Annotated in this window: 13 protein-coding genes; 12 read left to right on the forward strand and 1 reads right to left on the reverse strand. The window is 65.8% G+C overall.

What is annotated here, in order from left to right:
• The 5 genes from VDP74_RS09735 to coq7 are packed head-to-tail and all read left to right on the forward strand — an operon-like array spanning position 1 to position 3,280.
• Positions 1 to 636 carry a cbb3-type cytochrome c oxidase subunit II gene (locus VDP74_RS09735; protein ID WP_322999433.1) on the forward strand — a complete coding sequence of 212 codons (636 nt, stop codon included), beginning with the start codon at positions 1 to 3 and terminating at the stop codon, positions 634 to 636.
• Entirely contained in the window at positions 633 to 1,217 is a 585-nt protein-coding gene (locus VDP74_RS09740; RefSeq protein ID WP_322999434.1) for a cytochrome c, read from the forward strand. The genes VDP74_RS09735 and VDP74_RS09740 overlap by 4 nt, the downstream gene beginning before the upstream one ends.
• Positions 1,218 to 1,232: 15 nt before the next feature.
• Positions 1,233 to 1,886 carry an SCO family protein gene (locus VDP74_RS09745; RefSeq protein ID WP_322999435.1) on the forward strand — a complete coding sequence of 218 codons (654 nt, stop codon included), beginning with the start codon at positions 1,233 to 1,235 and terminating at the stop codon, positions 1,884 to 1,886.
• The gene (locus VDP74_RS09750) at positions 1,883 to 2,539 is read left to right on the forward strand and encodes a hypothetical protein (RefSeq protein WP_322999436.1); all 657 of its coding nucleotides are present in this window, start codon (positions 1,883 to 1,885) and stop codon (positions 2,537 to 2,539) included. Before VDP74_RS09745 ends, VDP74_RS09750 begins: the two co-directional genes overlap by 4 nt.
• Positions 2,540 to 2,548: 9 nt before the next feature.
• Complete coding sequence (gene coq7, locus VDP74_RS09755; RefSeq protein ID WP_322999437.1) at positions 2,549 to 3,280, forward strand: 2-polyprenyl-3-methyl-6-methoxy-1,4-benzoquinone monooxygenase; 732 nt, start codon at positions 2,549 to 2,551, stop codon at positions 3,278 to 3,280.
• A 426-nt stretch (positions 3,281 to 3,706) separates the two neighbouring features.
• Here the strand turns inward: coq7 and VDP74_RS09760 are convergent, their stop codons facing one another.
• Positions 3,707 to 4,492 (reverse strand): IclR family transcriptional regulator, encoded by a 786-nt coding sequence (locus VDP74_RS09760; protein WP_322999438.1) that lies wholly within the window; start codon positions 4,490 to 4,492, stop codon positions 3,707 to 3,709.
• A 168-nt stretch (positions 4,493 to 4,660) separates the two neighbouring features.
• Here VDP74_RS09760 and gabD point away from each other — a divergent pair, with 168 nt between their 5' ends.
• The 7 genes from gabD to VDP74_RS09795 all read left to right on the forward strand — a co-directional run bounded on the left by gabD (position 4,661) and on the right by VDP74_RS09795 (position 13,308).
• Positions 4,661 to 6,115, forward strand: coding sequence for an NADP-dependent succinate-semialdehyde dehydrogenase (gene gabD, locus VDP74_RS09765; protein WP_322999439.1), 1,455 nt, complete (start codon positions 4,661 to 4,663; stop codon positions 6,113 to 6,115).
• Positions 6,116 to 6,296: 181 nt separating this feature from the next.
• The gene (locus VDP74_RS09770; protein ID WP_322999482.1) at positions 6,297 to 7,379 is read left to right on the forward strand and encodes a glycosyltransferase; all 1,083 of its coding nucleotides are present in this window, start codon (positions 6,297 to 6,299) and stop codon (positions 7,377 to 7,379) included.
• Between the two features lie 42 nt (positions 7,380 to 7,421).
• On the forward strand, positions 7,422 to 8,696 hold the full coding sequence (tviB, locus tag VDP74_RS09775; protein WP_322999440.1) for a Vi polysaccharide biosynthesis UDP-N-acetylglucosamine C-6 dehydrogenase TviB: 1,275 nt from the start codon (positions 7,422 to 7,424) through the stop codon (positions 8,694 to 8,696).
• A 9-nt stretch (positions 8,697 to 8,705) separates the two neighbouring features.
• Entirely contained in the window at positions 8,706 to 9,731 is a 1,026-nt protein-coding gene (locus VDP74_RS09780) for an SDR family oxidoreductase (protein ID WP_322999441.1), read from the forward strand.
• Positions 9,731 to 11,092, forward strand: coding sequence for a murein biosynthesis integral membrane protein MurJ (gene murJ / locus VDP74_RS09785; RefSeq protein ID WP_322999483.1), 1,362 nt, complete (start codon positions 9,731 to 9,733; stop codon positions 11,090 to 11,092). Before VDP74_RS09780 ends, murJ begins: the two co-directional genes overlap by 1 nt.
• Complete coding sequence (locus VDP74_RS09790) at positions 11,092 to 12,216, forward strand: glycosyltransferase family 4 protein (protein ID WP_416232964.1); 1,125 nt, start codon at positions 11,092 to 11,094, stop codon at positions 12,214 to 12,216. The genes murJ and VDP74_RS09790 overlap by 1 nt, the downstream gene beginning before the upstream one ends.
• On the forward strand, positions 12,217 to 13,308 hold the full coding sequence (locus tag VDP74_RS09795; RefSeq protein WP_322999443.1) for a glycosyltransferase family 4 protein: 1,092 nt from the start codon (positions 12,217 to 12,219) through the stop codon (positions 13,306 to 13,308).
• The last annotated feature ends 108 nt before the right edge of the window (positions 13,309 to 13,416 follow it).

Here is a 13,416-nt window from a genome sequence, read left to right on the forward strand (position 1 = left end):
ATGGAAAGCGAATACAAACTCCTTAGCGGGGCGATGGTGACCCTCGCCCTGGCCACCGCCACGCTGGTCGTGCTGCCCTACATGCAGCTGTCGGACGTGCAGCCTTCGCCGGGTCTGAAACCCTATACCGAACAGCAGTTGCGCGGCCGCCAGGTCTACATCGAGATGGGTTGCGTCTACTGCCACTCGCAGCAGCCGCGCAGCCAATCCATGGCGCCCGACTTCCAGCGCGGCTGGGGTCGTGCGCCGGTGGCGGGCGACTATTACTACGACCATCCCCACCTGCTGGGCACCATGCGCACCGGGCCGGATCTGTTCAACATCGGCGCTCGCCAGCCCAGTGTGGACTGGAACCTGGGCCACCTGTACGAACCCCGCGCCTACACGCCACACAGCAACATGCCGGCCTTCCCCTTCATGTTCAAGCTCAAGGACAAGGCCGAGGCCGGCGACAAGGTCGTCAATCTGCCGCCCAGCTACGCGCCGGCCAACGGCCAGGTCGTCGTGGCCACGCAGGAAGCGCTGGATCTGGTCGATTACCTGATCGGTCTGAATCATACGTATCCGATCAATCCTGACGCCCTGTTGCCGACGTTGCCCGAGCAGCCTGCCGCAGCTGAAGGAGCCAAGAAATGAGCAACAAATTCACGCAACAGCGCCGCGAGCAGCCGGAACCCGTCGAAGGCAGCCGGCCGATCCCCAAGGTCGTGCTGGGCATCATCGGGATCTTGCTGATCTGGGCCGTCTGGCATCTGTACGTCTCGTACACGCCCATGCCGCCGTCGGTGGGCGATGACCGCGTGGCGGCCGACTTCGCCGTGCCGACCAAGGCCGATGGCGGGCAGCTGTACACCGCCAATTGCGTAGCCTGCCACCAGGCCACCGGCGCGGGCGTGCCGGGTGTGTTCCCGCCCCTGTCCAAGTCCGAATGGGTGGATGCGGAAGATGCAGGCGTCATGGTGCGCATCGTGCTGCATGGCATCCATGGTCCGTTGACTGTCGAAGGCGCCAAGTACAACGGCGAAATGCCGCACTTCCAGGACAAGTTCTCCGACGAGGAAGTCGCGGCCATCGTCAGTCATGTGCGCACCAGCTTCGGCAACTCGGCATCCACGATCGACGCGCAGTTCGTCGCCAAGGTCCGTGCCGACACCAAGGATCAGACCACGCCCTGGAAGGGCGACGAAGACCTGCGCCCGCTGCTGGAAAAGAAATAAGCGGGCAGGGTCGTCATGCGGTGGGTGTTGTCACTGGTGCTGGCCCTGGCGGCGGGTCTCGGGGTTCTGTACAGCCTGACGGACGGTTTCACTGTCCTGACGGCCGAGGCCGCCCGCCGGCAGACGATTGCCGAACATCCCCGCGACATTCCGGCAGCCGTGCAGGTGCTGGATGGGGCGGGGCGCCAGGAATCCCTGAATCGCAATCTGCGTGACGATGGCCGGGTGGCCATCGTCAATTTTTTCTATACGCGCTGTATTGCCCTGTGCCTGGCGCAGGGCTCCCTGACCGAACAGTTGCAGCGGGCCATCGAAGCCGAAGGCCTGCAGCACCAGTTGCGCCTGATCAGCCTGAGCTTCGACCCCCGCGACCGCGCCGATGATCTGTCGCGCTATGCCGTGCGCATGGGGGCCGACTCCGGCGTCTGGCAGTTCCTGACCCTGACCGATGCGGCGCAACGCAGCGCCTTGCTGGACATGTTCGGCATCCTGGTCGTGCCCGCCCCGCTGGGCGAATTCGAGCACAACGCCGCTTTCCATGTCGTGACGCCCGATGGGCGCCTGGTGCGCATCGTCGACCTGGACGATCCGGGCTGGGCCCTGAAGGCCGCGAAATCCTTCCTGCCAGCTCAGACGGCGGGCCGTGCGCCGCAGGGTGATCAGCCATGATCCGCCTGCTGTCCGGCTGGCCCGCATCCCTGTTGGCAGCGGCCCTGTGTCTTGGGGGGGCCATCGTCTGGCACGACGCGCTGACGGCTCTCATGAGTCTGCACATGCTGGTGCAGATCCCCTTGCTGGTCGCGGGCGGTGTGTTCGCCGAACAGGCCTGGCGGGGGGGACGGCCTGCGCGCGCGCAGGCACCGCCGGCGCAGGCGGATGCTTCAGGCCAATCATCCCGGTTGTGGCAGGCGACCTCTGGCCGTGGCATCCGCTGGTCCTATAACGCCTACGGCATGCCGGGCCTGCTGCTGGTCAGCCTGGTGGGCGCCGGGTGGATGATTCCCAAGGCACTCGACGATGCGCTGGTGGACTGGCGGGTGGCCACCTTCAAATACCTGGGACTGCCCCTGTGCGGCTGGTTGCTGCAGGCCTCCGTGCGGCAGGCGAACGTGGTCATCAAACTGTTCTTCCTGGGCAATTTCTGCTGGATGAGCGCCATCGTCGGCATGGTCTATCTGGACCAGCCGATCCGGCTGTGCAATGCCTACCTGCAGGACGATCAGGACTGGGCCGGCCGGGGCCTGATCGCGCTGGCCATCGTGTTACCCTCGTGCTGGTTGCTGGCCGCTGTGAAGCCGGTCTGGCGCTTCCTGAATCGATAAAGGATCCCCATGACCTCGACGAATTCCCTGAAGCCCGGGGTTGCCTCGACTCCGTCCGCCGTTCCCGGGCCGTCGCACCTGCGCGCGGCAGGCCCTTGGCGCCGTCGCTCCGGTTCGCTGGACGGTCTGCTGACAGAAATCGGTCAGGCCCTGCAGGTGCTGGATGGCACGGTGGCTCATGATCGTGCCTGCCCGGCCGGGCCGGCGAAGCCGGACGATCCCGCCCTGTCCGCTGAAGAGGCCCGCCATGCGGCGGGGTTGATGCGCGTGAATCACGTGGGCGAGATCTGTGCCCAGGCCCTCTACCGGGGCCAGGCGCTGATGTGCCGCGATGCCTCGGTGCGCGCCGTGCTGCTGCAGGCCGCCGCCGAGGAAACCGACCACCTGGCCTGGTGCCGCCAGCGCCTGGACGAACTGCAAAGCCGCCCCAGCCTGCTCAATCCCCTGTGGTATGCCGGGGCCTTCGGCCTGGGCGTGGTCGCCAGCCGGGCAGGGGTGCCCTACAACCTGGGCTTCATGGCCGAAACCGAGCGTCAGGTCGAGGAACATCTGGACGGGCATCTGAACACATTGCCCGCGCAGGACCACCGATCGCGCCAGGTCGTCACGCAGATGCGCGACGACGAGATCGGCCATCGCACGACAGCGGAAAACCACGGGGCAGCGCCGCTGCCGGCCCCGGTTCGCGGAGCGATGCGGCTGATGTCGCGCCTCATGACGACCACGGCGTATCGGATCTGATGCGGGGGCGCCCTGTTTCTGGGCGTGGGCAGGGGGTAGAGGCATCAGGTTTACCCTTGGGTGTGTGCGAAAAACCACAAACCTATGGCCGTTGTCTATTGACATCAAATAGATCTTGCATTGCAGCAAAGTCTGCTTATATACTTTGCTTATCGGATGTCGAAACGCGATTGCAGCGGGAAAACCCCTAATCACGGATGGCTCAGATCCCAGATCTTGGTAGCCCGACATGCCACGGTTGTCTCCTCCACCCTCCTCCTTTGGTGGATTTAGCCCAGGATCTTCGGATCTTGGGCTTTTTTTTGCCTGCGCGGCGTGGGGGCTCCTGTTGCCACCGGCCTGCCGATCAGTCCGACGAACACCAGGCCGCTCCGGATTGTAATCGTGGTCTATGGACGGGGGGATGCCGTGATCGCTGGCCGAGGCCTATTGGTCGTGCCACGCCCCCAATCGTTGCGACAGGCGGTCCGCCAGCTTGCGGATGGCCACGCCTGCGCGGGATTCCAGGTCGGGGCTGATTTCCAGGGAGCGGATGCTGACCGCCACACCGGCGACGGCTTCGGGGTGGTGTGAATCGAAGACCGGCGCTCCGAAGCAATACATGCCCTCGCGCACCCCCTCGCGGTCGATGGAGTGATGTCGCCGCCGGATTCGCTGCAGCTCGGCCAGGACCGAGGCAGTGTCGCGCAGGCCGCGCTCGGTCAGCGGGGCAGGCCAGCCCTCGGGATGGGCGTCCAGCAGCTTGCGCACGCTGGCGTCCGGCAGGGTGCTGAGCATGGCCAGGCCGGTGGCGGTGTAGACCGCCGGCAGGCGCATGCCGGCATGGAAGTGCAATCCCAGCGGGTGTTTGCCGTTGCGGCAGGCGATGTACACGACCTCGGCGCCGTCGCGCACCGACAGGGTGATGGTTTCTTCCGGCAGGACACGCATGTCGTCCCAGGATGCAAAGAATTCCTGAGTGATGTCCAGCCGCGCCATGAAGGCATTGGCCCACATCATGACGTGCGGCCCCAGCGCCATCTGGCCGCCGTCCAGTCGTGTGATCAGGTTCAGGTGTTCCAGCGTGGCGCACAGGCCGTGCAGGCTGCTTTTGGGCAGTTGCAGGGTCTTGGCCAGCTCGGCCAGGGAAACCGGCCGGCCGGCGCGAGCCAGCAGATCCAGCACGGCGGAGGCGCGGGCGACAGCGGGCGCCAGGATTTTTTCAGGACTCATGAAATGGCACGATCGTGAAAGAGGGTGTGACCGGGATTTGTCCGCTCTGCCGCATCGGGCGCGGACCCTGTGGACGGATTGACGCCCCGTGATCGCGGCCGTTATGATTATTTCGTTCATTCAAACAAACATCGTTCATTATATTGAACGAAAACTGGGAGCACAAGCATGCTGGCACTGAAAAACCCGGACCTGCTGCGTCAGCAGGCGTATCTCAATGGGCGGTGGTGCGACGCTGATTCAGGCGAGACGATCTCCGTCAGCAACCCGGCAACTGGCGAAATCCTGGGGACCGTGCCCTGCATGGGCGCAGCCGAAACCCGCCGGGCCATCGAAGGCGCCCAGGCCGCCTGGGGCGCTTGGCGCGCGCGCACCGCCAAGGAACGCGCGGCCATCCTGCGACGCTGGTTCGAATTGATGACCGAACACACCCAGGACCTGGCCCTGATCATGACGGCCGAACAGGGCAAGCCCATGGCCGAATCCCGGGGGGAAATCGCCTATGGCGCCGCCTTCCTGGAATGGTTCGCCGAGGAAGGCAAGCGCGCCTATGGCGACGTGATTCCGTCTTTCGCCAAGGACCGCCGCGTCGTCGTCACCAAAGAACCCATTGGCGTGTGCGCCGCCATCACACCCTGGAACTTCCCCTCGTCCATGATCACCCGCAAGGCTGGCGCCGCGTTGGCCGCCGGCTGCCCGCTGGTCGTCAAGCCCGCCGAGCAGACCCCGTTTTCTGCGCTGGCCCTGGCCGTGCTGGCGGAAGAGGCCGGAGTGCCCCCGGGCGTGTTCTCCGTCCTGACCGGCGACGCGCCGGCCATCGGCGGCGAGATGACGTCCAGCCCGATCGTGCGCAAGATGTCCTTCACCGGGTCGACCGAGGTCGGGCGCCTGCTGATGCGCCAGTGCGCGCCTTCGATCAAGAAGCTGTCCCTGGAACTGGGCGGCAATGCGCCGTTCATCGTGTTCGACGATGCCGATCTGGATGCTGCGGTGGAAGGCGCCATCGCCAGCAAGTACCGCAACTCGGGGCAGACCTGCGTGTGTACCAACCGGTTCTACGTGCAGGATTCTGTCTATGACGAGTTCAGTCGCAAACTGGTACAGGCGGTCGGCAAATTACGGGTCGGCAATGGGGTAGAGGATGGTATCACCCAGGGCCCCCTGATCGATGCCGATGCCGTGGCCAAGGTCCAGGAACACATCGCAGATGCCGTCGCCCAAGGCGGACGCATCCTGGCCGGGGGCCAGCCCCATGCACTGGGGCACACTTTCTTCCAGCCCACGGTGCTGGCCGATGCGCTGCCCACGATGAAACTCGCCCGCGAGGAAACCTTCGGCCCCCTGGCGCCGCTGTTCCGTTTCAGTGACGATGCGGACGTCATCCGCATGGCCAACGATACGGAATATGGCCTGGCCGCATACTTCTACAGCCGCGACATCGGCCGGGTCTGGCGGGTGGCGGAAGCCCTGGAATACGGCATGGTGGGCATCAACACCGGGTTGATCTCCAATGAGGCCGTGCCGTTTGGCGGGGTCAAGCAATCCGGCCTGGGCCGCGAAGGATCGCATTACGGGCTGGATGATTATCTGGTCGTGAAGTACCTGTGCATGGCGCTGGGCTGATCCGGGCACCGGGCGGGCCGTTTCCCGCCTGTCCGGTGCTTTTGTTGCATCTGTATCCCTGTTACAACCGCACGGGTTACAAATATCGCCGATAATCTCGTTTTGTCTATCCGGGATTGTCTTGAACGCCTCCAGTTTGTCCGCTTCGCTCAGTTGGCCTCTGATCGGGATCGTGGCTTTCATGGTGGGTGGGCTGATCGTTGTCTCCGAGCGCTGGCACGGCCGCTACACAGGGGATAACGATCTGCACAAGCCCCAAGCCATGCACAAGCGCGCCGCCCCCCGGGTGGGCGGGCTGGCCGTCGTGGCGGGCAGTCTGGCCGGCCTGCTGATGTTGGGGCCGCGCAACATGACCGTGACCTGGCTGTGGCCGGCCCTGTTCGTGGCAGCCCTGCCGGTCTTCGTGGCGGGGCTGCTGGAAGACATCACCAAAGAAATCGGATCCGGCAAGCGCCTGCTGGCGGCCTTCATTTCTGCCGGCATCGCCTGGTGGCTGCTGGGGGGCGTGTCGCGCGTGGGCCTGTCCTGGGCTGACACCCTGTTGTCCAGCTGGCCCATCATTTCCCTGCTCTTCACGATGGTGGCCGTGGGCGGCTGCACGCATGCCCTGAACATCGTCGACGGCATGAACGGGCTGGCGGGCATGATCGCGACGCTGATGGCCGTGTCCCTGGCGCTGGTGGCACTGCAGGTGCAGGATATCCCCATCTTCCTGATTGCTACGGCGCTGGCGGCAGCCACGCTGGGGTTCCTGGTCTGGAATTTTCCGTTCGGCCGGGTCTTCCTGGGCGATGGCGGCGCATATTTCCTGGGCTTCATGCTGGCCGAACTGGCCGTGCAGCTGGTGGTGCGCAATCCTGGGGTGTCGCCTTTCTATGCGCTGGCGGTGCTGTTCTATCCCGTCTTCGAGACGCTGTTTTCCATTTGGCGGCGTAAGTTCAAGCGCGGCGTCCCGGTGGATCAGCCCGACGCCCTGCACCTGCATCAGCTGGTGTTCCGGCGCCTGGTGCGCGTCACTTTCAGCCGCGACCGGCGTCATGCGCTGCCCGCGCTGTGCAATGCCATGACGTCGCCCTATCTGTGGGTGCTGGCCCTGATCGGCCTGGTGCCGGCCACTCTGTGGTGGGACAACGCCTGGATCCTGTGTCTCAGCATGGGGGTGTTCGCCGCAGTGTATATCTGGCTGTACATCCGTCTGGTGACATGGCGCCGCCCTCGCTGGCTGCTGCTGCCGTCCCTGGGGCGGCGCGAGCAGCGCGATTAATATTCCTTCGATCAATACGGCCATGTCGCCGGGGAGAATTTCATGAACATTCAGGACGTCCGTTTGGCTGTTGTTGGCCTGGGTTACGTGGGCCTGCCGCTGGCGGTCGAGTTCGGCAAGAAGCGCGATGTGCTGGGGTTCGACATCAATGCCCGACGTATCGAGGAACTGCGCGCCGGCCGCGACCATACGCTGGAAGTCTCAGGGCCGGAACTGACCGAGGCCGAGCACCTGCACTATTCCAGCGATCCAGCGGAACTGGCGTCGGCCAACGTGTTCATCGTCACGGTGCCGACCCCGATCGACCAGTACAAGCAGCCTGATCTGACGCCGCTGGAACGCGCCAGCGAGACCATCGGCCGCATCCTGAAGCGCGGCGACATCGTCATTTATGAATCGACCGTCTATCCGGGGGCGACTGAAGAAGTCTGCGTGCCGGTCCTGGAACAGACCTCGGGCCTGAAGTTCAACGTCGATTTCTACGCTGGCTACAGCCCCGAACGCATCAACCCGGGCGACAAGCAGCATCGCGTGTCCACGATCCGCAAGGTCACCTCCGGCTCGACGCCGGAAGTCGCCGAACTCGTCGATACCCTGTATCGCCAGATCATCACCGCCGGCACCCACAAGGCCTCGTCCATCAAGGTCGCCGAGGCCGCCAAGGTGATCGAGAACACCCAGCGCGACGTGAATATCGCCCTGATCAACGAGCTGGCCCTGATCTTCAACCGCCTGGGCATCGATACGCTGGACGTCCTGCAGGCGGCGGGCACCAAATGGAATTTCCTGCCGTTTCGCCCGGGCCTGGTGGGCGGCCACTGCATCGGTGTGGACCCGTACTACCTGACGCACAAGGCGCAGTCCATCGGCTACCACCCCGAGATCATCCTGGCGGGTCGTCGCCTGAATGATTCCATGGGCGGCTACGTCGTGTCGCAGCTGATCAAGGCCATGACCAAGCGCCGCATCCAGGTGCAGGGCTCCCACGTGCTGGTCATGGGGCTGACCTTCAAGGAAAACTGCCCGGATCTGCGCAATACCCGCGTGGTGGACATCGTGCGCGAACTTGGCGAATACAACATCGCGGTGGACGTCTACGACCCGTGGGTGGACCCGGCCGAGGCGCAGCACGAATACGGCATCACGCCGGTGTCCAAGCCGACGCCGGCTGCGTATGACGGCATCATCCTGGCCGTTGCCCACGAGCAGTTCGCGTCCATGGGCGCGGCTGCCCTGCGGGCGCTGGGCAAGCCCGAACACGTCCTGTATGACCTGAAGTATGTGCTGGACGCCGACGAATCCGATCTGCGTCTATAAGGTGAAGCCATGAGTACTCGTTTTCAGGCCCTGCGGGCTGATCTGCAGGCGCGCTCTCATACCTGGCTGGTCACCGGCTGCGCCGGCTTCATCGGCTCGAACCTGCTGGAAGCCCTGTTGAAACTGGACCAGACCGTCGTCGGACTGGATAATTTCTCCACGGGCTACCAGCACAATCTGGACGAAGTGCGATCCCAGGTGTCACCGGACCAGTGGGCGCGTTTCCGGTTCATCGAAGGCGACATCCGCGATCTGGACACCTGCCGCCAGGCCGTCGAAGGCGTGCAGCACGTGCTGCACCAGGCCGCGCTGGGGTCGGTGCCGAGATCGCTGAAAGACCCCCTGACGACCAATGCCGTCAACGTCGGCGGCCAGCTCAATATGCTGGTTGCAGCCCGCGACGCCCAGGTGCAGTCCTTTGTCTATGCGGCGTCCAGTTCCACCTACGGCGACCACCCGGGCCTGCCCAAGGTCGAAGACCGCATCGGCAAGCCCCTGTCCCCCTATGCCGTGACGAAGTTCGTCAACGAACTGTACGCGGACGTCTTCGCCCGCGCCTACGGGTTCCAGACGGTGGGGCTGCGGTATTTCAACGTCTTTGGCCGGCGCCAGGACCCCGATGGCGCCTATGCCGCCGTGATCCCGAAGTGGGTGTCGTCCATGATCCGCGACCAGGAAGTCGTCATCAACGGCGATGGCGAGACCAGCCGAGACTTCTGCTACATCGACAATGTCGTGCAGGCCAATCTGCTGGCGTCGGTAGCGCAGGGCGAGGGCGCCAACCAGGTCTACAACGTGGCCTTCAATGCGCGCACCAGCCTGAACCAGCTGTTCGCCTATCTGCGCGACATCCTGGGGCGCAATGGCGTGGCCTATGCGCGTGAACCACGCTACGGCGACTTTCGCGCTGGCGACGTGCGCCATTCCCAGGCTGACGTCAGCAAGGCCCGTACCCTGTTGGGTTACGAACCGCAGTACGACATCCTGGGCGGTCTGGAGATCGCCATGCCCTGGTACATCCAGTTCTTGCGTTGATTGCATTCCTGACGCGGCGGCTGGCGGCCCTGCACGCCGATCATCGGCGGATCGCTCTGGGGGCCGCCCGGGTGGCCTTTTTCCTGTTGATGGGCAAGGCCGTTGGTGCATTCAAGGAAATGGCCGTGGCCTACCGCTACGGCATCAGCGACGTGGTGGACGCCTATCAGTTCACCCTGACCCTGGCCAACTGGTTGCCCGTCACCCTGGTGGGCGCCTGTTCGGTCGTGCTGATCCCCGCGCTGGTGCGCAGCCGCCAGGGCGATGCTGGCCGGCACAGCCGTTTCCTGGGCGAGCTGCTGGCCTGGGCGCTGGGCCTGGGGCTGATCATTGCGGTGCTGCTGGTGTTCGCCTGGCCCCTGGTGCTGCAGGTGGCCGGCAAGGGCCTGTCGCCCGAGGTGCGCGACATGAGCAGCCTGCTGGTCCTGGGATTCGCGCCGGCTGCGCTGTTCACCGTCTGGACGGGACTGAGCGCGGCTCGCTTGCGAGCCCATGAGCGGCACATCAACACATTGCTGGACAGCGTGCCGGCGCTGATGATCCTGATCTGGGTGCTGGCTGCCCCGGCTGACGCCGGCGTGCTGCCGCTGCTGTGGGGGACCGTGCTGGGCTATGCATTGCAGTCCTTCTGGCAGGACCGGCTGGCGCGGCGTGCCGACGGCGTGCCGACGCCGCTGCATCTGCGTCGTCAGGCGCCCCAGTGGTCCAGTCTCGCGGCTGCAGCCGGCATCATGCTGGTCGGCCAGCTGGCCATGAGTTTCGTCGGTCCCATCGATCAGTACACGGCCGCGCAACTGGGGCAGAACGCCAATGCCACGCTGGGCTACGCTGCCCGTCTGCTGTCGCTGATGATCGGCCTGGGGGCTGCGTCGGTCGGTCGGGCGGCCCTGCCGGTGCTGGCCGACATCCAGGCGCGGGGCGATGCGGCCCATGCGCGCACCATGGCCTTGAAGTGGTCGGGCGCGATGCTGGGCATCGGTGCCGTGGCAGTATTGCTGGGCTGGTGGCTGGCGCCCTGGATCGTGGCGCTGCTGTTCGAGCGCGGCGCCTTCACTGCGCAGGACACAGTGGCCGTGGCCCAGGTGCTGCGGTGGGGGCTGCTGCAGTTGCCCTTCTTTTTCGGCGTGCTGATCCTGGTGCAGCTGTTGGCCAGTCAGAACCGCTACGGCTGGATGGCGGCGATCGCCGTGCTGAATTTTTTGATCAAGGCCGGCATGAATACCGTGCTGGCGCCCCGCATGGGGGTCGCCGGCATCATGCTGGCGACCAGCCTCATGTATGCCCTGTCGTATGCGGCCTACCTGGTCCTGGCCTTGCGTGTGCGGCCAGGCGATCGGCCTGGCAAGGATGTGAACGGATGATGCAAGACCGTACTGACCTGATGATCGTGATTCATTCCCTGCGCGGCGGCGGCGCCGAGCGGGTGGCCGTCGATATGGCTGCATATTGGCAATCGCGCGGCTGCCGGGTCAGTCTGGTCACCCAGACGGCGGCGGACCAGGATGCCTATCCCGTCCCGCCGGGCATCGAGCGCCATGCCTTGGGACTGGCCGCCGATAGCGCAGGGCCCCTGGGTGCCGTCTGGGGCAATGGCCGGCGCTTCTGGGCATTGCGGCGACTGGTGCGCCGGCAGCGGCCCGCCGTGATCCTGGGCATGATGACGCGCGGTTCCGTGCTGGGGGTGCTGGCCGCCCGGGGTGTCGACAGCCGGGTGATCGCTACGGAACACACCCACCCGCCCACCTTGCCCTTGCCGGATACCTGGCAGCGCCTGCGCCGCTGGACCTACCCGCGCGCCGATGCCGTCATCGCCCTGACGCGGGGGACGGCGCAGTGGCTGGATGAATACGTGCCCGGCGTGCGCGCCCAGGTGATTCCCAATGCCGTGCATTGGCCGTTGGCCGATGAGGAACCCCGGCTGGAGCCATCGCGCGCGCCTGGCCGGCGCCGCCTGCTGGCCGTGGGCCGCCTGCATCCGGTCAAGGGCTTTGATTGCCTGCTGCGGGCCTTTGCGGACCTGAGCCTCATGTGCGACGACTGGGACCTGACCATTCTGGGCGAGGGGCCGGAACGCGCCGCACTGGAAGTCCTGCGCGACGAACTGGGCTTGCAGGACCGGGTCAGCCTGCCTGGCCGCGTCGGCAACATGGCGGCCTGGTATCAGGCCTCGGACCTGTACGTGCTCAGCTCCCAGGCGGAGGGCCTGTCCAATACGCTGCTGGAAGCCATGGCCAGCGGCCTGCCCTGCGTGGCATTCGATTGCGAGAACGGCCCGCGCGAGATCATTCGCGACGGCATCGACGGCGTGCTGGTGCGTCCGGTGCAGGATGCGCAGGCGCTGGCCGCGCAGCTGTGCGCCCTGATGAAGGATGAGGGCTTGCGGGCGCAGTACGCCGGCCGGGCGACCGATGTGCGTGACCGCTTCAGCACAGCGCGGATCATGGCCTTGTGGGAGCAGGTCTTCCAGGGGCAGGAGGGCCGCTGAATGCGCATCCTGTTCCTGGTCAGTTCCATGCATGGCGGCGGCGCAGAGCGGGTCGCGGCGACCCTGGCCAATGCCTGGGCGCGGCGTGGCGACGAGGTCACGCTGGTGTGCTGCTATTCCGGCCGCGGGCAATGCATGCAGCGGCTGGAACCCGGTGTGCGGCTGCTGTGGCTGGCGGACCGCCTGCGCGGGCCGGCCTGGCTGCGGCCCGTGACCAAGATCCTGGCCCTGCGGCGATTGGCGCGCGAACTGCAGCCGGACCGCGTGCTGTCCTTTCTGACGAACGTGAACGTCACCGCGCTGCTGGCCATCCGAGGCCTGGGCCTGCCGGTGGTGGTCAGTGAACGCACCGACCCGGCGCACAGCGTGAACCTGGAATCCGTATTGCGGTGGCTGCGCCGCCTGACCTACCCCTGGGCGCATCGGGTGGTCGTGCAGACGCAGCAAAGCGTGCCGCATCTGTTGCAGGTGGCGCCGGGCGTGCGCCGGGTCGTCGCCATTCCGAATCCCTTGCCCGATGGCCTGCCGGCCGCGCGCGCGGCAGAACCCCCCCCCGGGCGCCGGCGCCTGGTCGCCCTGGGGCGCTTCAATCCGGTCAAGCAGTTCGATCGGCTGATCGAGGTCTTCGCCGGCCTGGCCGAGTCATGCCCGGACTGGGACCTGTGGATCTGGGGAGACGGCGCCCAGCGGGCAGCCTGCCTGCAGCGTGTCGCGGCATTGGGCCTGGCGGACCGGATCCATCTGCCGGGCTTCAGTCAGACGCCTTGGGACGACCTGGCGACAGGCCATGGATTTGTGCTGAATTCGCGGGTTGAAGGCTTTCCCAATGCCTTGCTGGAAGCCATGGCCCTGGGGCTGCCCTGCGTGGCCACGGACTGCCCGTCGGGGCCCGCCGAATTGACGCAAGGCGGACAGCTGGCGACACTGGTGCCTTTGGACGACGAGGCCGCCCTGGCGCAGGCCCTGGAACGATTGATGCGGGCCACTCCCGCCGAACGGGAGGCCTGGGGCCAACAGGCGGCTGCCTCCGTGCGCGGCCGCTATAGCCTGCCCGCCATCCTGCAGTCCTGGGATGCCGCGTGCAAGCGGTGAAGTGGGGGCGGCAGGATACCGGAAGCACATAGGGAACATGGAAGATACAGCATTGAATACCGATCAGGCATGCCCGCTGCCGGCAGGCGAAGCAGGGACGGGTGATCC

The organism is Castellaniella sp. (assembly GCF_034674885.1).
GTDB lineage: Bacteria > Pseudomonadota > Gammaproteobacteria > Burkholderiales > Burkholderiaceae_B > Castellaniella.

Excerpts from the sequence above, each read along its gene's own strand:
- VDP74_RS09735 (WP_322999433.1), top strand. The coding sequence starts at position 1 with ATGGAAAGCGAATACAAACTCCTTAGCGGGGCGATGGTGACCCTCGCC.
- VDP74_RS09740 (WP_322999434.1), top strand. The coding sequence starts at position 633 with ATGAGCAACAAATTCACGCAACAGCGCCGCGAGCAGCCGGAACCCGTC.
- VDP74_RS09745 (WP_322999435.1), top strand. The coding sequence starts at position 1,233 with ATGCGGTGGGTGTTGTCACTGGTGCTGGCCCTGGCGGCGGGTCTCGGG.
- VDP74_RS09750 (WP_322999436.1), top strand. The coding sequence starts at position 1,883 with ATGATCCGCCTGCTGTCCGGCTGGCCCGCATCCCTGTTGGCAGCGGCC.
- coq7 (WP_322999437.1), top strand. The coding sequence starts at position 2,549 with ATGACCTCGACGAATTCCCTGAAGCCCGGGGTTGCCTCGACTCCGTCC.
- VDP74_RS09760 (WP_322999438.1), bottom strand. The coding sequence starts at position 4,492 with ATGAGTCCTGAAAAAATCCTGGCGCCCGCTGTCGCCCGCGCCTCCGCC.
- gabD (WP_322999439.1), top strand. The coding sequence starts at position 4,661 with ATGCTGGCACTGAAAAACCCGGACCTGCTGCGTCAGCAGGCGTATCTC.
- VDP74_RS09770 (WP_322999482.1), top strand. The coding sequence starts at position 6,297 with ATGGTGGGTGGGCTGATCGTTGTCTCCGAGCGCTGGCACGGCCGCTAC.
- tviB (WP_322999440.1), top strand. The coding sequence starts at position 7,422 with ATGAACATTCAGGACGTCCGTTTGGCTGTTGTTGGCCTGGGTTACGTG.
- VDP74_RS09780 (WP_322999441.1), top strand. The coding sequence starts at position 8,706 with ATGAGTACTCGTTTTCAGGCCCTGCGGGCTGATCTGCAGGCGCGCTCT.
- VDP74_RS09790 (WP_416232964.1), top strand. The coding sequence starts at position 11,092 with ATGCAAGACCGTACTGACCTGATGATCGTGATTCATTCCCTGCGCGGC.
- VDP74_RS09795 (WP_322999443.1), top strand. The coding sequence starts at position 12,217 with ATGCGCATCCTGTTCCTGGTCAGTTCCATGCATGGCGGCGGCGCAGAG.